Genomic DNA, 24,478 nt, shown 5'->3' on the forward strand with positions numbered 1-24,478 from the left:
CCTATGAATAGTGTAAAAATAGGTATCGATCTATACGGCGGTGATAATGCGCCCAGTTCTGTTGTTGAGGGCGCACTTTTTGCTTTAAAGAATAAGTTCCTTTCTCCTGAAGAATTGGTTATAGTGGGAAATGAAATTTCAAAGGAAGATTTAGATAAAATATCGAATTTACAGATTGTCCCAGCTAAAAATTTGGTTAGTAACGAGACAAAACCAACGGAAGTTTTGAAAATGAAAGAATCTTCGATGTACGTAGGCTGCGAAATGTTGAAAAATAACGAATTAAATGCTTTTGTTAGTGCAGGTAACACTGGTGCATTACTATCAAGCGGTACATTTGTTGCAGGTAGACTACCTGGTATAAAAAGGCCTGCCTTGGTTTTAGCCCTTCCTTCTAAATCCAATAAACCCAAAATTTTGGTGGATGCAGGAGCAAACGCTGAAGTAAAGGCTGAACATTTTTATGATTTTGCAAGGGAGGGAATAGCTTACGCTAAATTTTTGAATCTTGAAAATCCAAGGGTTGGGATTTTAAATATCGGTTCTGAAGACGAAAAGGGAAATTCAATTGTTAGAGAAGCTTCTAATTTGTTGAAAGAAGAAAAGAAGTTTAATTATGTTGGCTATGTAGAAGCACGTGAGTTGTTTGATGATACGTGTGATATAATAGTTACAGACGGATTCACCGGTAACAACGTTTTAAAAACTATGGAAGGTACAGCTTATTTCATCCTTCATGAATTGAAAGAAACGATTAAAAAAGGTGGGTTATTCACAAAATTAGGAGCCTTGTTTCTAAGAGGTTCTTTAAAATCTTTAGTCAATAAAATTGATTATAGGAGTTACGGAGGGACATTCTTTTTGGGGGTCAATGGTGTTTTAGTTAAGGCGCATGGGTCTTCAGACGCTGAAGCAATAGCTAATGCATTGTACGTGGCTTACCGTGCCGCCAAATTTGACTTGATCGAAAAGATTGAGATTTAAAAGGGGGTTTAACAATTGTGTGGGATAGTAGGGTTTGTTTCCGATAGAAAAGTGAAAGTTGAAGATCTTATTTCTGGATTGAAAAAACTTGAGTATCGAGGATACGATTCCGCAGGTTTAGCTTACAATGTGAATCATTCTATAAAATACCTAAAAATGCCGGGAAGAATAAGCGAGATTGAAAAATTACTACTAAATGAAGGTTTAATGAAAGAAAGTTTTTATTCTGGAATAGCCCACACAAGATGGGCAACGCACGGCGTTGTTTCAGAACAAAATTCCCATCCACATTTGGATTGTAAAGAAGAGTTAGCCGTTGTACATAACGGCATCATAGAGAACTTTCAAGAGTTGAAAACGGAGCTTGAAGTTAAGGGCCATATCTTCAAATCAGAAACGGATTCAGAAGTTATCGCACATTTGATAGAAGATAAGTACAATGGAGATCTTTTTGATTCTGTTTTAAAAGCTTTAGAAGAACTCGAAGGTGCGTATGCTATTGCTGTTGTTCATAAAGACAAACCCGATCAAATAGTTGCTGCAAGAAAAGGCAGTCCTTTAGTGATTGCAAGTAATAATAGTATTAGTATGTTAGCTTCAGATGTTACTCCTTTACTGAAGTATTCAAAAGAGATGAATTTTTTGAATGATGGAGAGGTAGCTATTTTAACTCCTAAAGGTTACTCTTTATTTAACTTAGATGGTGTCCCTCTTGAGAGAAAACCAATACTTATAACCTGGGATGAGTCGCTGGCAGAAAAATCAGGATATCCGCATTTCATGTTGAAAGAAATCTTTGAGCAACCGATAGCTTTAGAATCCGTTCTGGTTGGTCGATTAAAAGATGGGAAACCACAGATAAAAGAAGTACGATCTTTAGAAGGTTTTGTTAAGAACCAAATGAAAAAAGTATATGTGGTTGCATGCGGTACGAGTTATCATGCTGGTTTAGCTGCAAAATACTTCATGAATAGATATTCAGATATTGATTTTGACATTGAGGTTGCATCAGAGTTCAGATACATGAATCCGGCGATAGATGGTAATACTTTGGTGTTGGCTATCTCTCAATCTGGGGAGACTATAGATACGTTAGAAGGTGTCAGATTAGCAAAGAAAAAAGGTGCATATGTATTAGCTATAAGTAACGTAGTTGGGTCAACTATTCCGAGAGAATCTGACGCAGTCCTTTATCTCAACACTGGTCCAGAGATAGGGGTTGCTGCAACGAAAACTTATACGGCACAGATAGCTTTGCTTTACACCTTAGCTTCCCAACTCATCCGTTGGAAAGGTTACGAAAACGAAGAGTTGGATGAAATTATGAGAACCATCGAAAAAATCCCAGAATTATTTAAAATGATCTTGAATGAAACAAACGGTCACATGATGGAATTGGTAAAGAAGTATAAAAACTTCAAAGACATGATGTACATTGGTAGAGTTTTTGGTTTTCCCGCAGCTTTGGAAGGGGCTTTGAAATTAAAAGAGATCAGTTATATCAATGCGATCGCCTATCAAGCAGGAGAATTAAAACATGGGCCAATAGCACTATTAGATGATAATTTTCCAGTCTTTGCGATAGTTCCTTCAGGGAAGTTAAGAGAAAAAATGATTTCAAACATTATGGAAGTAAAAGCGCGTGGCGCAAGGGTTATAGCTTTAACCCCAAAAGATGATCTACAAACGAAAAAAATATGTGATGATTACATCGATGTGCCTACTGTTCTGGAACCTTTAATACCGTTGGTAGTAGCTCCTATTACTCAATTGTTCGCTTACTACATAGCGGTGCAAAAAGGTTTGGACCCAGATAAACCGAGAAATTTGGCAAAAAGTGTCACAGTAGAATAATTTTAGTGGAGGTGATAAATTTTTGTTAAAAACTGATGTTTTGAATTCCGTTAAGGAAATAGTGGAATTGTTAGAAGAAAAAGATGGAGAAAATATTGTTGTACTTGACATGGAAAATTCTGAATTGATGGTTGATTACTTTGTTATTGTTACGGGAAATTCAGAACCACATAGAGTAGCTTTAAGAGACCAAGTAGTTAGGTATTTAAAAGATGAAGATATACCCATAACTTTTTACGATAAAGGAAAAAGTACCGATTGGATGATAATCGACGCGGGTATTTTTATAGTTCATATATTCTCGGAAGAGAGTAGAGAATTCTACGATTTAGAAGGGCTTTGGGGAGAACAAAATAGAATGGTACTATAAAATAATACTCACATCTTTCGTTTTTCACCCCGGTGCCCATAAAAGGGTCGGTGAAAAAAAGGAAGGTGGAGGTTAGAAAACCAAATCAAACAACTACGGAGGTGTATTTTTGTGTCAGTGGTAAGTATGAAACAGTTACTTGAAGCAGGAGCTCACTTTGGTCATAGGACGAGAAGATGGAATCCCAAGATGCAGCCTTATATTTTTACTGCAAGAAAAGGTATTCACATTATTGATTTACAAAAAACTTTGAAAAGTATTGACGAAGCCTATGACTTCCTAAAAAATTCGGTCATGGAGAAGAAAAGAGTATTGTTCGTTGGGACTAAGAAACAGGCACAGCAGATTGTTGCCGATGAAGCCCGCAGATGTGGAGAGTTTTTTGTAAACAACAGATGGCTTGGTGGTTTGTTAACAAACTTCAAAACGATAAAATCTAGAATTGATAAGTTGGAACAACTAACAGAATATGTTGAAAGCGAAGAGTTTTCGAAACTACCCAAAAAAGAGCAAGCAACCATACGCAGAAATTTAGAAAAATTAGAAAAAAACTTGGGTGGGTTACGTGGAATGAAAAAAATTCCAGATATTCTTTTTATTATTGATCCTAAAAAAGAAGAAATCGCTGTGAAAGAAGCTAATTTACTTAAAATACCTATAATAGCAACGGTGGATACTAATTGTGATCCGGATGTTATTGATTACGTTATTCCAGCAAACGATGATGCTATTAGAACCATAATGCTCATTGTTTCAAAAATGGCTGATGCGATTATTGAAGGAAAAGAAGGTAGAATTGAAACTCTCGAAGAAAGTAGCGAAGTAGAAGAAGAAGAAGAAGAAAAAGACGAAGTAATTGATGAAGTGGACGAAAAATTAGAAGCTGAAGAGAAATACGCCAGTTATGCTGAAGAAGTAGAAGAAGTGGAAGAAGAATTTATACCTTCAGAAATAGAAGACGAAGACGAAAAATTTTAATTTTTGGTTCTACATAATACACCGGGGGATAGCTCCCGGTTTTTTTATAAGAGGTGATAATATTGAAATTTTACATACGGACATTTGGTTGTCAAATGAATATTAATGAAAGTGAAATAATGGCAGGTCTTTTGAAAGAAGAAGGCTTCGAATGGACTGAAAATCCAAAAGAAGCCGACATAATATTGATAAATAGTTGTGCTGTTAGAGAAAAAGCAGAAAATAAAATGTATGGTGCCATAGGCGGTTACGGTAAACTAAAAGATGAAAATAAGAATTTAATCTTAGGTGTAGGTGGTTGCTCTGCAGAAAAAGAAAGGGAGAATCTGCTTGAAAGATTTAAAAATATAGATTTTGTCTTTGGCACTAGAAATGTGGTAGACATAGGAAATTTGGTAAAGCGTGCTTTAAATGGAAAAAGATTTGCTGATTTTAGCGACAAATTGAATGATGTCAATTACGATATTCCAAAGATGCCAATAAGTAAACATCATGCTTGGATTACTATCATATACGGATGCAACAAATATTGCTCGTACTGTATAGTTCCATATACCAGAGGTTTTGAAAAAAGTAGACCTATGGAAGATATAATAAGAGAAGTTGAAAGCTATGCAAAAAAGGGCTACAAAGAAATAACCTTTTTAGGTCAAAATGTTGATTCCTACGGTAAGGACTTTGGAGATAAAAAATCTAAATTAGACCTTCTCATACAAAAGGCAGCTGAATTTGATTCCATAAAACGAATTTGGTTTTTAACCTCATATCCATCGGATATAACCGATTCTTTGATACAAACTGTTGCCAACGAAGAAAAAGCGGCAAATTATTTTCATCTTCCAGCTCAATCGGGAAGCAACAAGATTCTTAAAGCGATGAATAGAAAATACACAAGAGAAGAGTTCATTGAACTTGTTAATAAGGTAAAGAAAGAGGTAGCTAACGTTACGGTATCCAGTGATTTTATAACGGGCTTTCCATCTGAAACAGATGAGGATTTTGAAGAAACGGTAGATTTGATTAAGCAATGTAGATTTGAGAGAATAAATATCGCAGAATATTCCCCAAGAGAAGGGACCATAGCTTATAAATATCAAAATGACGATGTCCCTAAACATATCAAAAATAAAAGATTGCAGTATCTCATGGAGTTACAAAAAAGGATAAACCTTGAAGAAAATGAAAAGTATCTTGAACAAGAAGTTGTTATAATTCAAGAGGGAAAAGCGGGTAAAAATGGTACTTATATGGGAAGAACTATGAACAATAAATTAATAATCTTCGAAAGCAATGAAGAGTTGAACGGTGAATTTTTGAAAGTAAAGGTCAATAAAATTACACCAGGTCCATTGTATGGTGAGGTTGTAAACAATCTTTACTGACGGCCTAATAGATAGAAAAAAGGGGTGTTCACATTTGATACATGGAAAAGTATATGAATCTTTATCGTTTTATAGCCGAGCACTGAAAAGTGATGTGAAATATTCTATTTATCTTCCACCTAAATACGACATTGAAACCAGGAAATATCCGACTATTTATCTTCTGCATGGACATGGAGGGAACGAAACGAGTTGGCTAAGAAAAGGTCGAGTAGATCAAAGTTTGGATTTAATGATAACTAACAATGAAATTCCACCTTTTGTTGCCGTGATGCCTGATGCTAAGAACAGTTGGTACGTTAATTCTCCAACTGGTGTTAACTATGAAACCGCTTTGATAGAGGACCTTCTTCAACATATAGAAACGCAGTACAAGGTTTATAACGAACGTTCTTCAAGATTCATAGCCGGTTTATCTATGGGAGGATACGGTGCCTTAAGGTTGGCATTTAAGTATCCAGAGTTATTTTTGTCTGTTGCTAGTTTAAGTGGGGGAATAACCAGAGAAGTTCCCCCAGAGAAAGAAGTCGATTTATATGGCAATGAAATTCATGTAAGAGAAGATTACTATCATGACGCATTTGGCTGGCCTTTTGACCCAAAGTTTTGGGAGAAAGAGAATATTTTTAATTATATAGAAAACGTAAAACAAAGCGGCTTAGAGCTTCCAGTTTATCTTTCTTGTGGAAGTGAAGATTACTTTTACCTATATTTGGGTGCTTCTGAACTGCACCATGAATTAAGAATCAATGGCATATCTTCAACTCTTTTCATAAAACCAGGCGACCATAATTGGTTTCTTTGGAGCCAAGAAATAAAAGATGTATTAAGGTTCTTTGCAAAAAATATGCTAATTATCCATTAAAGTAAGGAGTGAATTTATGGACCAAAAGAATGCCACCTATAGGTTAGTAATGAATTCGTTGTTTATAGTTCTATCCATACTTTTGTCAAGGTTATTAGCGATTAGAATTCCCATAGGCAATGTGGAAGTTATTAGATTTGGGTTTGGAACGATTCCTATGTTTCTTTCCGCTTTTATTTTTGGGCCCCTGGATGGTTTTATCGTTGGAGGTTTATCTGATTTGATTGGTTTTTGGATAAATCCAATGGGGGCGTTCCTTCCCCAATTCACGTTGACCTCAGCCTTACACGGTTTGATTCCAGGTATAGTTTTTAGGTATTTTTTTAAAAGAAGAATCAATTATTGGTCACTAGCCATTTCCTGTGGTTTAGGTGAAGCGGTAGGAATAACCTTAACACCATTCTTTATTCATCAAGCTTTTGATGTTTCATATGCGGTTCTTATGCCTCCACGAATCGGTGGCTATGTGGTCTCATTCTTTTTGAACGCCTTTATAATGCTTTTATTACTCACGAGAATTCCTCAAATTAATAAAATGATGGAGAAAAAATAAGATGGATAAATATTATGAGTTTGTTTATGAATTAAAAGCCAGCGAGGAAGAAAAGATAATAGATCAGTTCATAAAATATGGGTTTAATTCCTTTTACTTTGAAGAAGATGTAGAAAGTTCAAAGACTTTTCTGAAGTTGTATGTCAAGAAGGAAGAGCAAATCAAAGATATTTTGGATTTCCTTTCTATGTATGGTTTAAAACTCCTTTCGAAGGAAATTACCGAAGAATCAAAATGGTTAGAAGAATGGAAAAAAACAATAGATGTTTTTGAACTTATAGATGGAGTTTGGATCAATCCTTTTTCCAATAAAAAAATAGAAAAACCGGGAATAGTATTGAATATAATACCAGGAAGTGCATTTGGAACAGGTTTACATTCAACCACTAAACTGGCAGCCGAACTTTTAAGAAAGGTTGGTTGCACAGGCAAAGATGTTATTGATGTTGGAACAGGTAGCGGAATATTGTCCGCTTTGGCTAAAAAGATTGGGGCTAATCGTGTTTTGGCTTTAGATAACGATGATTTGGCTACAGAAAAAGCAAAAGAAACTGCTATTTTAAACAATGTCAGTATTGAGATAAAAGAATCCGATTTGTTAAGCGCTGTTGGAGAACATGAAAGATTCGATATATTAGTTTCTAATATTGTGGCTGAAGTACTGATACAGTTAATGAAAGATCCTAAATTTGATAAAATACTTAAAAATAAAGGATTTGTCATCCTTTCTGGTATAATTGAAAGTAAGGAAAAATTGGTTATTGAACAAGCAAAAGATGTAAATTTAGTATTGAAAGATAGAATGGAGGATGGTTCTTGGATAGCTCTGATGTTTCAGAAAAAGATTTAAAAATAATTGAAAAACAATTGGGACGGTGCGTTAGTAACGTATTAACTATAGAAAAAAGATGCATTTATGGCTATCCTCAAGTAATAAAGAGCTTTCCTTTAAAAGATGGAAAGCCATTTCCTACTCTTTATTGGCTAACTTGTCCATATTTAGTGGAAGAAGTTTCAAAACTGGAAGCCCAACAAAAAATCACTGAAATAGAAAAGATTATACAAAATGATCCAGAATTAAAACGACAGCTGGTACGTGTTCACCAAGTAGAAATTGAAAAAAGAATGAAGCTATTAGGAGAAAAAATCAATTCCCTACCTGAAAATATGATTAAGAAACTAAAAGAGACAGGAGTAGGTGGAATTGAGAATTTTTCTTCGGTAAAATGCCTACACTTACACTATGCATCTTATTTAGTTGGAGAAAATAATCCTGTGGGGGGAATAGTGGATCGTTACATTGCTAAGAAATGCTGCGACGACAGTAGATGTGAAAAATTAAAATCTTAAGGGCAAGTTACATTCATTTTATGGGGTGTGGGAGAAGCACTTTTCCTGCTGAGTTAGGGACCGCAGGTCCTTCCTTAGATGGGTGGGGAGCGGGGTGAAAGGGCGCTAACACAAGATAATGAAACAAAGATTCATATGGTTCTTAAGTGGCGAAGCCCTTTTGCAGCTTTGTGCAAAAAGACTTTTTAAAAACAAACAAAGATCTTGGGGTTCTTAAGGGGTTTACCCCTTAATGCAAGGAGGCGACTCAACCTTTGATAGACAGATCAATTTTAAACAACATCCCTAAAAAACCAGGAGTATATATTTTTAAAAACAATAAAGGTGATCCTATATATATAGGCAAGGCAAAAAACTTAAAAAACAGAGTTTCTTCCTATTTTAACAAGAAAAACTACATAGGAAATGAAAAAACTTATGAAATGCTAGAAAAAGCCACAAATTTAGACTACATAATAACTTCAAATGAAAATCAAGCATTTATCTTAGAAGCCAACCTCATCTATATTCATAAGCCAAAATACAATATAATGTTAAAAGATACACGAGTGTATCCATATATTTTAGTAACGGATGAACAATTCCCCAAGATAAAATACATTCGTACAAAAAAAGAAGAAAAAGGTAAATTCTATGGTCCATACTCTGATGTTAAATTTGTAAAAGACGTTATCGAAGTACTCCAAAGCGTATATAAAATCAGAAGTTGTGACAGAGATTTAGGCAGGAAAAGCAAACCATGTTTCCTTTACCATTTAGGAAGATGCTATGGTCCATGTTACAAGGATGTAGACGAAACGGTATATCAAGAATCAGTGGAAAAGGTTAAAAAAGTTTTATCAGGAGATATTGAAGAAGTGAAGAACTATCTTCAAAAAGCAATGATGGATTATGCCAAAATAAAAAATTATGAAAAAGCTGCTCAGATGCGTGACACGTTGTTCAAATTGGAAAATTTATTTGAAGAAGTGGCAGTTGAATACAAAAACGGGAAAAATTTAGATATAATAATGTATGAGCCTCCTGTTTATTTAGTTTTAATAGTGAGAAAAGGATACTTGATTTCAAAACTTTCCTTCACAATGGAAGGTACGTTAGAAGATTTCTTGTATCAATACTATATTGTTAGAAAGAATGAACCGCCTTCTTTGATATCGACATTATACAATGAAGAAATTTCTCCAGAAATATTGGATTTTCTGAAAGAAAAAGGCTTAAAAAGAATCGAAAAGATAGGTAAAAGTTCTAAAATATATGAAATGGCTTATACAAATTTGCAAGAAGAAATAAAAAGGCAAAAAGACTTAAGCTTTGCTTTAAAACAAGCAAAAGAGATACTTTCTTTGAAAAAAGAACCAAAAATTATTGAAGGTATAGATATATCTCATCTTCAAGGGTTATATACCGTTGCCTCTTTAGTACGTTTTGAAAACGGCAAGCCCAAAAAAGAAGGATACAGAAAGTATCGATTAGATGATATAAAAGCGCCAGATGACTTTGAAAGCATCAGAACAGTTATAAAAAGAAGATATCAAAAGCATGAATTACCTGATCTTTTATTTATTGATGGAGGAAAAGGACAGGTAAATTCAGCTGTAGAAGCACTAAAAGAAATTGGTTATTCTTTGAAAGATGTCGATGTTGTAGGTATCGCCAAAGAAGATGAAAGGATAGTTTTTCCAGGTGACATACCAGATCTTCACTTACCACTAGATCATCCGGTGTTGAGGCTGCTTATATACGTAAGAGATGAAACCCATAGGTTTGCTATAGGCTTTAACAGAAGTCTCAGAAGTAAACGATTTGAAAAAACAAAGTTGGATGATATTTACGGTATAGGTCCAAAAAGGAAAAAAGAATTAATAAAACATTTTGGAGGGATTCAAAAATTACTGGAAGCATCAATTGAAGAGATATCGAAAGTCGTTAAAAGTGAAAAAATCGCTAAAAGAATAAAAGAAAGTTTGGGAGAGAAATAATTTGGAAAAATTAATAGAATTTGCCATAAGTTACTTAAATAAATACAAAAGCTTTTTAGCCGATGAATTTCAACATTTTTTCTTTGGCGCTGTTTACGATGGTGAAGACAAATTTCCAGTCTACTGTATTTTTATAGATGAAGAAGGAAGAGTTTTTGAAACTCTGGGACCTGATAAACCAGGAAAAGTTATGAGTGTTTTATATCCTACGTATTACAATGATCCTGATATATTACTAAAAAAATACACAGAACTATCTAAGCAATACAATAAAATAATACAACCCGACACGGCATTTGGAATAGTACAATCACCTTTTAAAATTACATCATACAGGGTATGGGGAAATGAAAGGCTTATAAAAAAGCTCATATTCTCTGAAAAATTAAAAGGCGAAGAATACATTTCTCTCTATCAGAGCATAACAGATGAAAAATTGAAATTCATAATAGAACATTACAAGCAATGGGATGATGACATATTTTATTTTCCATATTTGAAGGACATTCATGTTTTATTTAAAGTTCCCGATCATATAAGTAGTTCAGAAGTATCTATATATATTGAAATAGGTCGAATATTAAAAGAAAAAGTGCTTCGAGGATACAATTTTTTGGAAAATTCATACAAACTTCCAGAAATGAAAGTTAAAGCACCAGCATTAGCCGTATTCAAAACACCTGCAGATCGTATCCTTGATATAGACTTCAAATCTATTTATGATCAATTTATAAAAAAGACTGCTAAAATAGTTGACCAAATTAATGAAATAAAAATTGATCTATAACGCATAAAAAAAAGCTTTTGATTTTTAAAAGGGTCACAGGGCGGAGCCCTCCCCCCATCTCCTCTGGGTTAGGGACCGTAGGTCCCTTTTAGAAAGGTGGGCGGCAGGGCAAAACATTGATTTTTCCCCCTTATGAGATGGAAGTGGATTAGATCTTACTCCTTGCTCCTTATGGGTGGGGAGCAGGGTGAAAGGGCCCTAGATAATAGAAATGTAATACTTCTACAAAAGGAGAGAACAATGAAAGTAAACATTGAAGATTATTATAAAAGGACTAATCAAAATCTAACGCCAAAAAATATAAAAAAAGAAAAAAAATCTCCTTTTACACTCGCTGAAATGCTATATGGTACATTTAATATAGTTATTTCTGTAATATTTATATTACTCGTAGTAATAATGAACACTGTAAAACCTATTATTAATGATCTTCTTAACCCCAATTTTCCGTTAGAAACCAGACAAATATTTTTTCTATCTATATTAATGTTGGTCTTAGGAATACTATTTGAAATATATGCCATAGAAAAAGCTAGACTTCACAGATACTCGTTAATAGGCGCTATCTCTTTTTTCTTTTCAATCTTTATGACTATTGCTATAACTTATATAATAATAAAATATTCTTTAAACTGGGTAGGAATACAATTGTTCGGACAAACTGAAATAGGCCAAAACAAATGGTTTTATTTACCTTCCATAGCCTATTTAGGATATTCGATATTCAATGTATACTATTCTTTTTCTTTGATGAATTCACAATAATTTTCAAATAAGTTCATAAAAAAGAAATTGACAAAGTGGAGAGAGATGTGGTAATATATACAACGCTGATGGATGAAAGAGAGAAAGAAAGAAAAAAGTAAGAGAAGAAGGAAAGGGAAAGCTCATTGAAAAGTAGATAGAGGAGGCCCAAGAGTATAGGATGAAGGGTTTGATCCTGGCTCAGGGTTAACGCTGGCGGCGTGCGTAACACATGCAAGTCGGACGGGTTATAGATCTTCGGAGATATAACCAGTGGCGAACGGGTGAGTAAAAGGTAGGGACCTGCCCTAAGGACAGAGATAGCTACTGGAAACGGTAGGTAAACTCTGATAAGCCCGAGAGGGGAAAGTGGTAGACAGCCTTAGGATGGACCTACTATCCATCAGGTAGTTGGTGAGGTAAAGGCTTACCAAGCCGATGACGGATAACCGGTGTGAGAGCATGGACGGTCACAAGGGCACTGAGACACGGGCCCTACTCCTACGGGAGGCAGCAGTGGGGAATCTTGGACAATGGGCGAAAGCCTGATCCAGCGACGCCGCGTGAAGGAAGAAGTCCCTCGGGATGTAAACTTCTGAACTAATCGAATAAAAGGGTAGTGGACACACTACAGAAGAAGGTAGGTTAGGAAAAGTCCCGGCTAACTACGTGCCAGCAGCCGCGGTAAGACGTAGGGGGCGAGCGTTGCCCGGAATTACTGGGTGTAAAGGGGACGTAGGCGGGTGATCAAGTCATCTGTGAAAAGATTGCTCAACGATCGGCTTGCGGATGAAACTGATCATCTTGGGCGTAGCAGAGGTAGACGGAATTACCTGAGTAGGGGTGAAATCCGCAGATACAGGTAAGAACGCCGGTGAAGAAGTTGGTCTACTGGGCTACAGCTGACGCTGAGGTCCGAAAGCCAGGGGAGCAAACCGGATTAGATACCCGGGTAGTCCTGGCCCTAAACGATGCTCACTAGGTGTAGGGAGCGAAAGACTCTCTGTGCTGAAGCGAACGCGCTAAGTGAGCCACCTGGGGAGTACGTCCGCAAGGATGAAACTCAAAGGAATTGACGGGGGTCCGCACAAGCGGTGGAGCATGTGGTTTAATTCGAAGCTAACCGAAGAACCTTACCAGGGATTGACATGTAACTGAAGGTAGAGAAATCTACTGGCCTACCGTAAGGTAGGAGGTTACACAGGTGGTGCACGGTCGTCGTCAGCTCGTGCCGTGAGGTGTTGGGTTAAGTCCCACAACGAGCGCAACCCCTGCAATTAGTTACCAGCAAGTAAAGTTGGGGACACTAATTGGACAGCCGCCGACGAGGCGGAGGAAGGAGGGGATGACGTCAGATAAGCGTGCCCCTTATACTCTGGGCGACACACGTGCTACAATGGGGAGGACAAAGGGAAGCGAAGCCGGAAGGTGGAGCGGATCCGGAAAAACTCTCCGTAATATGGATTGTAGGCTGAAACCCGCCTACATGAAGCTGGAATCGCTAGTAATCGCAGGTCAGCCAAACTGCGGTGAATACGTTCCCGGGCCTTGTACACACCGCCCGTCACGCCACCCGAGTTGGGAACACCTGAAGGCAGTACGGTAGGTACTGTTGAAGGTGGGCTTAGCGAGGGGGGCGAAGTCGTAACAAGGTAGGTGTACCGGAAGGTGCGCCTGGATCACCTCCTTTCTAAGGAGATTACAAAGTTTCTACCTCCTCTATCTACTTTTGAGAGAGTTGGGCTAGTAGCTCAGCTTGGTAAGAGCGCACGCCTGATAAGCGTGAGGTCGGAGGTTCAAGTCCTCCCTAGCCCACCAACCCTGAAAGAAAGCTCATTGACAAGTGCATAGAGTACGTCCAAAGAGAGAAGGGCATACGGTGGATGCCTAGCCAGCTGGAAGCGAAGAAGGACGTGGTAAGCTACGAAAAGCTGTGGGGAGCTGCAAACGAGCGAAGATCCGCAGATATCCGAATGGGGAAACCTGCCGAAAGGCATCCTGGAGACAGGAGGCGAAGCTGGGGAAGTGAAACATCATAGTACCCGGTGAAAAGAAATCAAACGAGATTCCCCTAGTAGCGGCGAGCGAAAAGGGAAGAGCCCAAACAGTAGCGATGTAAAAGCGGGCAGGCGTTGTTGCTACTGAGTTGTGGGTAACAGCTACCCGAACTGCCAGATAGGGGGTTGGATATATATACGAAGTGGAAAGGCATGGGAAGGCCTACCGAAGAAGGTGAAAGTCCTGTACACGAAAGTATATAGATTCGACTGCTGTTAACCCGAGTAGCGTAGGACACGAGGAATCCTGCGTGAAGCTGGGTGGACCTCCATCCAAGGCTAAAGAGGACAGCTGAGCGATAGTGGAATAGTACCGTGAGGGAAAGGTGAAAAGGACCCCGGGAGGGGAGTGAAAGAGAACCTGAAACCGTATGCCTACAGGAAGCGGGAGCGAAAGTGACCGCGTGCCTTTTGATTAATGAGCCTGCGAGTTATTTTCGGTGGCGAGGTTAAGCCGGTAGGTGGAGCCGAAGGGAAACCGAGTATGAATAGTGCGCAAGTCACTGGAAATAGACCCGAAGCCAGGTGAGCTACCCATGTGCAGGATGAAGCTTGGGTAAAACCAAGTGGAGGTCCGAACTGGTGGATAGTGAAAAATCCTCGGATGACATGTGGGTAGGAGTGAAAAGCTAACCGAACCTGGGGATAGCTGGTTCTCCCCGAAACGTGTGTAGGCACGGCCTCTGGAAGAAGAGTTATGGAGGTAGAGCACTGAATGGCGTAGGGGGGTAGACCTCTGAAACCAATCAAACTCCGAATGCCATAACTGGATACCAGGGAGAAAGACTGTGGGGAATAAGCTTCATGGTCGAGAGGGAAAGAGCCCAGACCGACAGCTAAGGTTCCGAAGAAGCGGCTAAGTGTGAAAGGAAGTGGACCTCTTGAGACAGCCGGGAGGTTGGCTTAGAAGCAGCCATCCTTAAAAGAGTGCGTAACAGCTCACCGGTAGAAGAGGACTGCGCCGAAAATGTAACGGAGCTAAAGCCGCGCACCGAAGCTACGGTATAGCCGAAAGGCTATAGGTAGGGGAGCAATGTGCGAGGGAGAAGCGTAACTGGAAGGTTATGTGGACGAAGCACAAGAGAGAATGCAGGCATGAGTAACGAAATGGGAGTGAGAATCTCCCACCCCTAAAGTCTAAGGTTACCTGGGGAAGGGTCGTCCGCCCAGGGTAAGTCGGGACCTAAGGTGAACCCGAAAGGGGTAGCCGATGGAAAACGGGTGAAGAATCCCGTACCAGTAAAAGAAGAGCTGCAAGGGGGGACACAGGAGGTAAAGCTACCGAGATAGGGTTGCAAATCTTCCAAGCGACGATGCCGAAGAAGCCGGTAGGGAAATCCGCTGGTGGAGGAGGAGTCGTGATGGGGAGGCCGCAAGGCCAACGGTAGATAATCACACTGTCAAGAAAAGCCTCGTGTAGCGTTGATTTTTTTACTGCCCGTTCTGGAAACCGACACAGGTAGACGAGCTGAGAAGGCAAAGGGGAGCGGAATAACCTTCGTTAAGGAACTAGGCAAAATGGCCCCGTAACTTCGGGAGAAGGGGTGGACTATTAGCATGAGGAATCATGTTAATAGAGCCGCAGTGACAAGTCCCTAGCGACTGTTTACCAAAAACACAGGTCTCTGCTAACACGGAAGTGGAAGTATAGGGACTGACGCCTGCCCAGTGCCGGAAGGTTAAGGGGAGAGGTGCAAGCTTCGAACTGAAGCCCCGGTAAACGGCGGCCGTAACTATAACGGTCCTAAGGTAGCGAAATTCCTTGTCGGGTAAGTTCCGACCTGCATGAATGGCGTAACGACTAGGGAGCTGTCTTAACGGAGGATCCGGTGAAATTACAAGCTTGGTGAAGACGCCAAGGACCCGCAGCTAGACGGAAAGACCCCGTGGAGTTTTACTGTAACCTGACATTGTAACTTATCGTTGTATGTACAGGATAGGCGGGAGGCGGAGAAAGCTGCTCGCCAGGGCAGCTGGAGCCGTCCGTGGGATACCGCCCTTACAACGATGGGTTACTAACGGGAGAAAGTGAAGAGCTTGACCTGGACAGTGTTAGGAGGGCAGTTTAACTGGGGCGGTTGCCTCCTAAAAGGTAACGGAGGTGTTCGAAGGTAGGCTCAAGTGGGTTGGAAATCCACTGAAGAGTGCAAAGGCAAAAGCCTGCTTAACTGAGAGACTGACGAGTCGATCAGGAGGGAAACCTGGACTTAGTGACCCGGCGGTTCTGAGAGGAAGGGCCGTCGATCAACGGATAAAAGTTACCCCGGGGATAACAGACTAATCACGCCCGAGAGTTCACATCGACGGCGTGGATTGGCACCTCGATGTCGGCTCATCGCAACCTGGGGCTGAAGCCGGTCCCAAGGGTTGGGCTGTTCGCCCATTAAAGCGGTACGTGAGCTGGGTTCAGAACGTCGTAAGACAGTTCGGTCCCTATCTGCTGCGGGGGTAGGAAGCTTGAAGGGGGTTGCTCCTAGTACGAGAGGACCGGAGTGAGTATGTCCCTGGTGAATCAGCTGTTATGCAAGTAGCAGGAGCTGAGTAGCCACACATATAACCGATAACCGCTGAAAGCATCTAAGCGGGAAACGGGCCCAAACAATAGGCTTCCCACTCGAGAGAGGTAAGGGCAGTTTGAGAACAAGACGTAGATAGGCCGCAGGTGTAAGTACTGAGAAGTATTGAGCCGAGCGGTACTAATAGCCCGAGGCTTTGGACGAAACTCTATGCACTTGTGAATGAGTAATAGGGGGTGAAGATAACGATACGGGAAACACCCAGAACCATACCGAACCTGACGGTTAAGCCGTATCGTGCCGATGGTAGTACGCTTTGACGTGTGAGAGTAGGTATCGCCCCCTTCCTTTTTTTTAAATGTTTCTCTGCCCAAGTCCCGCCCTAAAAATTGCCGCGTAGAATATACGCGGCATTTTTGTTTATTAAAATGAAGAAAATATGATATAATTTTTTAGACGAAAAAATTCTAAAAATGGAGGTAGGAAGTGAGATGGAGGATGTTAAGGAAGTAGCATATAAAAGATATCAGCAATGGCTTGAAAGTGTAACAGATGATTTCAAGGAAGAACTACTCCGTTTAAAGGATAATGAAGAGGAAATTATTGATCGCTTTTATAAAGATTTAGAGTTTGGAACTGGTGGATTAAGGGGTATAATGGGTGTTGGAACTAACAGAATGAATGTATATACAGTAGCTCGAGCAACTCAGGGCTTCGCTAATTATTTAAAAAAATATAAAGATTTTCCGAGTGTTGTTATTGCTTACGATACGAGGTTAAACTCCGACCTATTTGCAAAGGTTGCTGCTCGAGTATTGGCTGCTAATAACGTTAATGTACATATTTTTGATCAAGTTGCTCCTACACCCTTACTTTCCTTTACCGTAAGAAAATTAAAGGCAGATGGCGGAATAATCATAACAGCGAGCCATAATCCACCGCAATACAACGGTTACAAGGTTTATACATCCGACGGCACTCAAGCTGTTCCCCAATATGCAAATGAAATTACTTCAGAAATCGAAAAGTTAGATTACTTCAAAGATATTAAAATGATGGGATTCGAAGAAGCTGTTAATTCTGAAAAAATAAATATACTCAGCGAATCTATTTTCAACGATTATTTAGATGAAATTGAAGGATACATTAGGTCCTTAAATCCAAAAATGGATAAAAAACCCTTAATAGTATATACACCATTGTATGGAGCTGCTTTGAAATTAGTTGAAGGAATTTTGAATAGGTTAGGTTTTGAGTTTAGTCTAGTTGAAGAACAATCAAAAATTGATCCTTCTTTCTCAACTTTAAAGGTTCCTAATCCCGAAGAGAAAGAAGCATTTGAATTAGCTTTGAAAAAAGCAAAAGAAATAGATGCCGATCTAATTTTGGCAACGGATCCTGATGGAGACAGAATAGGGGTATTTGAAAAATATAAAGGCGATTATGTATCTTTTACAGGAAATCAAATTGGAGTAATGTTGGCTCATTATTTGTTAAGCAAATTTAGGGAATTTTCTTCCTTAAAACCAGACGATTACATTGTAAAGACAATAGTTACTACTGATATGGTTAAACCCATTGCCCAAGAGTTCGATGTAAAAGTCGAAGAAACATTGACAGGATTCAAATATATAGGAGAAAAAATAGAAAAATATCTAGGAAGTGGAAAAAAATTTATATTTGGATTTGAGGAAAGTTATGGATATTTGGCGAACGATCATGTGAGGGATAAAGATGCCATAATTGCTGCTGCATTAATTTCCGTTATGAGTTCTGAGTCCCTATCCAAACTGAAAACACTCACCGAGTATTTGAAAGATCTAAAAGAAAGATATGGTTATTATGATGAAAAGCTTCTTTCTTTTACTTTTGAAGGGTTTGAAGGAACTCAAAAAATAAAACGCATAATGAGCAAGATGAGAAAAAATCCTCCTATAAAAGTTGGTGATTTTACTTTGAAGGAAACGTTAGATTATCTTAATGGAATAGAGGGGTTCCCGAAATCCGATGTAGTAGAACTGAGATACTCAAACGTTAAAATTATAGCGAGGCCTTCAGGCACAGAGCCAAAAATCAAATTTTATATTATGGTAAAATCATCTTCCGAAAATGAATCTCGCAAATTGATAAAAGATGCTGAGCAGGCTATCTCAGAAATTGTAAATGTTTAGTATTCTAATAAAGGTGAGTGAAAATGAGGTTTCATAACGTTTTATTTACAGATAATGGTAATTTCGTAGAAATCAACGATATTTCTTATTTAGATGGAAGCACTATAAAAATAAACGACATTCTTCCGCCTTCGATTTTAAGAAAAGGTTCTGTTAACTTCGTGGGATATTTTCTTGTGGAAGAGGATAATAATGATCTATCAGGTATAAGAAGATATTTAAATATAAGCGAGCGAAGAGGGAAATACCTTAAATTAAGTTATTGTGATGACATATCTAACACGGTTAGGGAGATTCATGGCGATTATGTTGATCTGGTTTCTAAATATGTAGGGTTAAGGAGAGTAATCTCTTCTTTCAACGATTTGATTTTAGAAAACGATATAAACAACAATTTTAGTTATTGGTTAGAAAAGACGGTTGAAAATGTTCCTCTTGACGTTAGAGAGTTGATCGCTCAAAGAATTACAAAATTTGTTAATTTGTATTTGATAAAGATCTATGAAGGGATTTATAAAAGAAATATAGATCTATTAAAAAGATTTGAATCGGAAATCGCATTCAAAATTTTAGAAGCTCAACTATTACAGAAGACATATTAGGAGGAGTATTCGTGAAATGGGTTGCAGCAACGGTAATGTATGATGGTTCAAACTTTTATGGTTATCAAAGTCAGCCAACATTTCGTACCGTTCAAGATGAGTTTGAAAAAGCCTTAAAGGTTATTTTTAAAAAAGAAATTCCTTCTTATGCTTGTGGAAGAACTGATACAGGAGTACATGCGGTAGGCCAAGTTATTTCCTTTAAAGTAGAAAATGAAAATATGACTGAAAAAAATATCAAAGATGCTTTGAATGCTATTTTACCAGAAGATGTGTATGTAAAAGAAGTCAAAGAAGTAAAAGAAGGGTTTAATCCAAGGGCAGAGGCAAAAAAAAGAATATATCATTATTTTATTTATATTAGTGAAGATCCAAATATATTTTTAAGAGACAGAGTATGGTGGATCCCTTTTGCATTGAATTTAGAAAAGATGAGACAGGCAGCAAAATATTTTGAAGGGGAGCATGATTTTACCAGTTTTAAAACCGGTAACGATGAGAGAAATCCCATAAGGACCATTTATAGGGTAAGAATAATAGAGTTAAGAAAAGATTTAATTTTGATAAGAGTTGAAGGCAAGTCCTTTTTAAAAAGAATGGTTAGAAATATCGTTGGTTCATTGGTAAAGGTGGGTACAGATGTATGGGAAGTGGAAAAAATACAGGAAATTTTGGAAGCAAAAAAAAGAGCTTTAGCACCTGCCTCAGCTCCTGCGCAAGGGTTGTATTTTTACTCAGCTTTATTTTAATAAATGGTATAATCTTAGCCAAAGTGGAGATTGGTTTAATTTATAATGGACCTTCTAACTATTTCGACGAGGTCTTGTTGAATCTCTACAAATACGCGGATATCTCCATACCTCCTGATGAAAACTCTCAAATTTTGGAAATAGATTATATTAACGATCTATTTTATATAAGATATAACAACACAATTTTCACAACCTCAATGGAAAATTTGGATAATACTATCCATGAAATACTTAATGAACTTCCTAGGAGCGTCTTTGTTATCCCAGAAAACTCTTTTATTCTTACAGACGATGGAACCAAAACGTCTGCTTTTTTAAGTTGGAATCAAAATATGAGTGTACTTTTAGATGTCAATGGCTTTATTTTTGAGCATAAGTTTTCTCCACCCATTGGTGAGATGATTACAAGAGTACCTTCAAAATGGATAGAGCTAGAAATTACGGGTGACAGCAGAGAAGCTACTTTAAACAATCTAAAAATAAACACACCAATTACAATAAATGTACCACCTTCAAAACTTACTTTCACGGATGGAGTAAAAAAAATAGAAATAGACTTAACGAATTATGAAGGTGAAAAATATACATTAGATCTGGAAAAACAACAGATATATAAAAAAGTTGAAACTAATATAGATAAAGTATTTGAAATTGAAAGCGGCGTATTTTTCTATGGAGAGCCTTTATCTATTTGGATGCCAAAAAAAGGAGAACCTGTCATTACTAAATCCCGGTTTTATTGTGATTACGGTGACATAGAAGAAAAAAGTAAGACATTCTATATCGATGGAGAAATTGTTTTTGCCTATGAAAAAGATAGTACGGTATACATGCTTTCCAGTTCGGGCCAATTTCTCACTTTGGGTAAAAAGAATATAAATCGAGATTTTGAAAGAGCTCCTTTATCCATTTTGGTCACAGATGAATATATTCAAATAAAAACCTTCAAATTAGAAAGTTATAGGATTGAATTTGCAGGAGGAATATTCAAAGAAGGAAATGTTTACAATATGTTTTTAGAGTTGCCTTCCTACGCACCACAAAAGGAATACGATTTAGGTAAGTTTGATATCGAAATTACAAAAAACGAAGTTATAATCTATTCTAATGAAGATGAGTAATAAACTAAAGAGGGAAATTCAGCAAAAAACCTTCAATACTCCCTTTGTAAACAATCTCACCCTGATCCAAAAAAACAATCTTTTCTGCAATGTCTGAAAACAAGGAGAGGTTTCTTGTAGATATAATCAATGATCGATCTTCTTTGATATCGTAAAGAAAGTCTTTAATATTTTTATGCATGAAATCGTCCAAATGATCTAAGATAGAATCAAATATGAATACTTGTGGGTTTCTAACTAAACTCAGAAAAATTATAAATGAAATCTTATCCCCAATTGTCCAATTCCAAAAACTCTCATAACTTTTTAACGAAGAATGATTGGAAAAGATATGTGCGATATTAAGCTTTTCAAGAAGTATAAATTGCTCATGTGATATCTCGGAAGGTTTTATTCCTAATACGAGGTTGAAGACTTCACTTAAAGTTAAGAAATTTATATTATCAACAAAGGTTGGCTCCGAATATGCAATTTCGGAGCGCAGATATCGTTTTTCAATATGATTAACATCCTCACCTAAAAATAAAATCTGACCAGTAGTTTGGATGTTTTTAAAAAGTTCCTCATTCAAAGTTACAATAGATCTTGCTAATAAAGATTTACCTGCATTCCTAGGTCCATAAATTAAAAGAATTTCATTTTTTGATATTTCTAAATTAATATCATTTAGTAGTCTTTGACTGTTAATGTATACAGATAAATCTTTAATTTCGATAATCTTATCTTTATCCATTTTAATGTTTTGTGCTTTTCATATTATTAAAAAAATAGTCTTCTTTCGCTAACGCTAACTTTCTAATACTTTCCTCGTCGTTAGCATTTTTTAGAGATCTAATAAAATCAATTTGAGAAGAGTATTTGAATTTGAAAGAATCATCTTCACGATAAGGACTTTGGTTTTTCTCGTACACCGCAATTCGCCGCCTTTCTTCACTTAATCTTTAAATTGGTGGCTTACAAATATTATAATACTCTCTTCTTTATACAAAAAAGCTAAATTTCATTACAGTTCTTTTATAAAACCGTGAAAAATCAAGTGTTTAAGGAAAAAAGAAAGACTCCCTAAACTAAAATCAGGAGCCTCAATAAAAATTGTTTATAATGAAAGAGGTTCTAAAGTTCTATTTAAGGATCCGTGGAGAAAAGATATTAGCACCCCGTAATTAACGACAGGAACTCCCAACCTATTGATTGAATTTATTCTTCTTAACATCATTCTTCTTGTAAGAGTACATCCCCCACAATGTACAACCAATTTTACGTTCTTAACATCTTCTATGTCAGGGAATTCTTTCCCTGCAATAAACTTAAAATTCAAAGATTTTTCGGAATATTTTTCGAGCCATTTTGGAATTTTGACTCTTCCTATATCTTCACTCAACGGGCGATGAGAACAACCTTCCATTATAAGAATGGTATCGCCATTTTCCAAATTATTAATTACGTCTATATCCTTAGTTAAGATACTGATATCCCCTTTATGATGTGCCTCTAATATTGAAAATGTAGTTAAATTTATATCCTCAGAGACTAATTCAGAAACCCTCCCAATTGCTTGAGAATCGGTGATAACCAACTTAGGTTTTTCTTTCAACTTACTAATTATTTCGCTTATTCCTTCAACAGAAGTCACAATTGGAAAAGCCTTTCTATCTATTGCTTCTCTTATAGTTGCTACCTGAGGCATTATCAATCGACCTTTTGGTGCTCCTGTGTCCACCGGGACGACAAGTAAGACGATATCGTTGCTTTTAATAAATTGTGGAAGCAACGGAATTTCTTCTTCCTTTGGTTTTAACTCAGTCAAAGCTTCTTTTACTCTTTCTATATTGATTTTTTCTTTGCAAGAAACTTCTAAAACAGGTCTTCCAAAAGAATTAATATATAATTGTTTTAAATTAGATACGTTGTTAAGTTGATCTATTTTATTCAATACGATTATGAATGGGATATTCATCTTTTCAAAGAGATCGCAAATAGAGTGTTCAAACCCGTTGGGTTCAGAATCAACTACTAAAACTCCAACATCAGCTTTGTAAAAAGCTCTTTTAGCCCTTTCAATTCTTTTTTTTCCAAGTTCACCCTCATCGTCAATACCTGGGGTATCAATTAAAGTAACGGGGCCTATAGGTTGTAATTCCATACTTTTATATACTGGATCGGTAGTTGTCCCAGCAACGTTAGAAACAAGAGCTATTTCTTGATTAACTATTGCGTTTATCAAAGAGGATTTTCCAACGTTTCTTCTTCCAGCGATAGCTATGTAAGTTCTATAACCTGATGTTGCTGGCATTATTTCCATCCTCCATTCGTTTTTGGGTTATTTTGGAAGGTGAGAAGCCTAATTGTTTGATTTTTTCATATGTCTCATAAAACTCTACTTTTATCTTATTATCGTAGATGTTGTAATTTTTTCTATACACTTCTGGAGTAATGTTAACCATAATAACGTTGCACCCGGCAAAAAAACCTTGGTATTGCAAATCGGGAGAAATCGTTCCTAATGCAGTAGTAGTAGGCATTTGTGCTCTTGGCACGCAAAATCTTGTGGCACAGTAGGCGTTTAAAGTTAATTCACCACTCCCACGAGGATGATTTTTTAACGGTGTGTTTTCTGTGGGGATAAATGGCCCCATACCTATCATCCTAATATTTTCATTTCTCATAAAAAGAATATCATCAGCTATATCTTCTAATGTTTGTCCAGGTAAACCTATAATATTCCCCGAACCAGTCACGTAACCTAGACTATTCATATACCTTAATAGTTCTATTCTATTATCATAGCTCTTTTCAGGATGGATATTTTTAAAAATATTTTTGTTAATGGTTTCGTGTTTTAGAAGTACCCTTACTGCGCCTGCTTTTCTAAATTTTCTATATGATGAAAAACTTCTTTCACCAATTGATAAAGATACGGGTAAACTTGTGTTTTTTCTTATTTCTCTTATGATGTAGATTAAATCATCATCTGTGTATCTATCGTCTTCACCACTTTGAAGAATAATCGTATCTAAACCAAGTATCGCTGCTTGATTTGCAACTTCTATTATTTCTTTGGGACTCATCCGATACCTTTGTACAGATGGATTTTTAGCTCTCAATCCACAATAGTAACAGTTTTTCTTACAATAATTTGAAAACTCGATAACTCCTTTTATGTTTATATAGTCTCCTGTATACGTTTTTCTGATCAGATTTGCTACATTGAAAAGATCATCTCGATCTTTATCTTCTTTTTTTAAAGACAAGATTTGTATAATGTGTTCTTTTTCTATGGTTTCATTAGATATAAAATAATTCACGATATTTTGAACTTTTTCAGAAAAATTAGAATAATCATCCCATTGAGAGGTGGAATGTGGTGTATTACTCTGTAATATTTTTAAAATTTCTTCGTTTTGTAATTTCAT

The 24,478-nt window shown here is 37.2% G+C and carries 20 protein-coding genes, 1 tRNA gene and 3 rRNA genes; 20 read left to right on the top strand and 4 right to left on the bottom strand.

What is annotated here, in order from left to right; genetic code table 11:
• Positions 1 to 3 precede the first annotated feature (3 nt).
• The 20 genes from plsX to PMOB_RS09580 all read left to right on the top strand — a co-directional run bounded on the left by plsX (position 4) and on the right by PMOB_RS09580 (position 21,065).
• On the top strand, positions 4 to 984 hold the full coding sequence (gene plsX, locus PMOB_RS09485; protein WP_012209631.1) for a phosphate acyltransferase PlsX: 981 nt from the start codon (positions 4 to 6) through the stop codon (positions 982 to 984).
• A gap of 15 nt (positions 985 to 999) precedes the next feature.
• Positions 1,000 to 2,838 (top strand): glutamine--fructose-6-phosphate transaminase (isomerizing), encoded by a 1,839-nt coding sequence (glmS, locus tag PMOB_RS09490; RefSeq protein WP_012209632.1) that lies wholly within the window; start codon positions 1,000 to 1,002, stop codon positions 2,836 to 2,838.
• Between the two features lie 22 nt (positions 2,839 to 2,860).
• Positions 2,861 to 3,208 (top strand): ribosome silencing factor, encoded by a 348-nt coding sequence (rsfS, locus tag PMOB_RS09495; RefSeq protein WP_012209633.1) that lies wholly within the window; start codon positions 2,861 to 2,863, stop codon positions 3,206 to 3,208.
• Positions 3,209 to 3,319: 111 nt separating this feature from the next.
• Positions 3,320 to 4,186, top strand: a complete 867-nt coding sequence (gene rpsB / locus PMOB_RS09500) for a 30S ribosomal protein S2 (RefSeq protein WP_012209634.1) — start codon at positions 3,320 to 3,322, stop codon at positions 4,184 to 4,186.
• 62 nt (positions 4,187 to 4,248) lie between these two features.
• On the top strand, positions 4,249 to 5,568 hold the full coding sequence (miaB, locus tag PMOB_RS09505; protein WP_012209635.1) for a tRNA (N6-isopentenyl adenosine(37)-C2)-methylthiotransferase MiaB: 1,320 nt from the start codon (positions 4,249 to 4,251) through the stop codon (positions 5,566 to 5,568).
• Positions 5,569 to 5,602: 34 nt separating this feature from the next.
• Complete coding sequence (locus PMOB_RS09510; RefSeq protein WP_012209636.1) at positions 5,603 to 6,433, top strand: alpha/beta hydrolase; 831 nt, start codon at positions 5,603 to 5,605, stop codon at positions 6,431 to 6,433.
• Positions 6,434 to 6,449: 16 nt separating this feature from the next.
• On the top strand, positions 6,450 to 6,986 hold the full coding sequence (locus PMOB_RS09515) for a folate family ECF transporter S component (RefSeq protein ID WP_012209637.1): 537 nt from the start codon (positions 6,450 to 6,452) through the stop codon (positions 6,984 to 6,986).
• Between the two features lies 1 nt (position 6,987).
• Positions 6,988 to 7,836, top strand: coding sequence for a 50S ribosomal protein L11 methyltransferase (locus PMOB_RS09520; RefSeq protein ID WP_012209638.1), 849 nt, complete (start codon positions 6,988 to 6,990; stop codon positions 7,834 to 7,836).
• The gene (locus tag PMOB_RS09525; protein WP_012209639.1) at positions 7,803 to 8,336 is read left to right on the top strand and encodes a DUF501 domain-containing protein; all 534 of its coding nucleotides are present in this window, start codon (positions 7,803 to 7,805) and stop codon (positions 8,334 to 8,336) included. The genes PMOB_RS09520 and PMOB_RS09525 overlap by 34 nt, the downstream gene beginning before the upstream one ends.
• A gap of 254 nt (positions 8,337 to 8,590) precedes the next feature.
• Positions 8,591 to 10,315: an excinuclease ABC subunit UvrC gene (uvrC, locus tag PMOB_RS09530; RefSeq protein ID WP_012209640.1), complete on the top strand. Its 1,725-nt coding sequence runs from the start codon at positions 8,591 to 8,593 to the stop codon at positions 10,313 to 10,315.
• Position 10,316: 1 nt separating this feature from the next.
• Positions 10,317 to 11,102, top strand: coding sequence for a DUF4895 domain-containing protein (locus tag PMOB_RS09535; protein ID WP_012209641.1), 786 nt, complete (start codon positions 10,317 to 10,319; stop codon positions 11,100 to 11,102).
• Positions 11,103 to 11,342: 240 nt separating this feature from the next.
• Complete coding sequence (locus tag PMOB_RS09540; RefSeq protein ID WP_012209642.1) at positions 11,343 to 11,867, top strand: hypothetical protein; 525 nt, start codon at positions 11,343 to 11,345, stop codon at positions 11,865 to 11,867.
• Positions 11,868 to 12,024: 157 nt separating this feature from the next.
• Positions 12,025 to 13,536: ribosomal RNA gene (locus tag PMOB_RS09545) — 16S ribosomal RNA — on the top strand.
• Between the two features lie 50 nt (positions 13,537 to 13,586).
• A tRNA-Ile gene (locus tag PMOB_RS09550) sits at positions 13,587 to 13,664 on the top strand.
• Between the two features lie 38 nt (positions 13,665 to 13,702).
• A 23S ribosomal RNA gene (locus PMOB_RS09555) occupies positions 13,703 to 16,623 on the top strand.
• 28 nt (positions 16,624 to 16,651) lie between these two features.
• A 5S ribosomal RNA gene (gene rrf, locus PMOB_RS09560) occupies positions 16,652 to 16,764 on the top strand.
• The 16S, 23S and 5S rRNA genes sit together here with 1 tRNA gene alongside, the layout of an rRNA operon.
• Positions 16,765 to 16,910: 146 nt before the next feature.
• Positions 16,911 to 18,590: a phospho-sugar mutase gene (locus PMOB_RS09565; protein ID WP_012209643.1), complete on the top strand. Its 1,680-nt coding sequence runs from the start codon at positions 16,911 to 16,913 to the stop codon at positions 18,588 to 18,590.
• 23 nt (positions 18,591 to 18,613) lie between these two features.
• On the top strand, positions 18,614 to 19,192 hold the full coding sequence (locus PMOB_RS09570; RefSeq protein ID WP_012209644.1) for a hypothetical protein: 579 nt from the start codon (positions 18,614 to 18,616) through the stop codon (positions 19,190 to 19,192).
• A gap of 11 nt (positions 19,193 to 19,203) precedes the next feature.
• A complete protein-coding gene (truA, locus tag PMOB_RS09575) occupies positions 19,204 to 19,941 on the top strand; it encodes a tRNA pseudouridine(38-40) synthase TruA (protein WP_012209645.1) in 738 nt (245 codons plus the stop codon).
• A gap of 77 nt (positions 19,942 to 20,018) precedes the next feature.
• A complete protein-coding gene (locus tag PMOB_RS09580; protein ID WP_041534155.1) occupies positions 20,019 to 21,065 on the top strand; it encodes a hypothetical protein in 1,047 nt (348 codons plus the stop codon).
• A 4-nt stretch (positions 21,066 to 21,069) separates the two neighbouring features.
• Here PMOB_RS09580 and PMOB_RS09585 read toward each other — a convergent pair whose 3' ends face one another.
• The 4 genes from PMOB_RS09585 to hydE all read right to left on the bottom strand — a co-directional run bounded on the left by PMOB_RS09585 (position 21,070) and on the right by hydE (position 24,478).
• Entirely contained in the window at positions 21,070 to 21,798 is a 729-nt protein-coding gene (locus PMOB_RS09585; protein ID WP_012209647.1) for an ATP-binding cassette domain-containing protein, read from the bottom strand.
• Position 21,799: 1 nt separating this feature from the next.
• Positions 21,800 to 21,976 (bottom strand): hypothetical protein, encoded by a 177-nt coding sequence (locus PMOB_RS10730; RefSeq protein ID WP_155811098.1) that lies wholly within the window; start codon positions 21,974 to 21,976, stop codon positions 21,800 to 21,802.
• 185 nt (positions 21,977 to 22,161) lie between these two features.
• Complete coding sequence (hydF, locus tag PMOB_RS09590) at positions 22,162 to 23,358, bottom strand: [FeFe] hydrogenase H-cluster maturation GTPase HydF (RefSeq protein ID WP_012209648.1); 1,197 nt, start codon at positions 23,356 to 23,358, stop codon at positions 22,162 to 22,164.
• Positions 23,336 to 24,478, bottom strand: coding sequence for a [FeFe] hydrogenase H-cluster radical SAM maturase HydE (hydE, locus tag PMOB_RS09595; RefSeq protein ID WP_012209649.1), 1,143 nt, complete (start codon positions 24,476 to 24,478; stop codon positions 23,336 to 23,338). Before hydE ends, hydF begins: the two co-directional genes overlap by 23 nt.

Origin of the sequence: Petrotoga mobilis SJ95 (assembly GCF_000018605.1) — a bacterium.
Classification (GTDB): Bacteria; Thermotogota; Thermotogae; order Petrotogales; family Petrotogaceae; genus Petrotoga; species Petrotoga mobilis.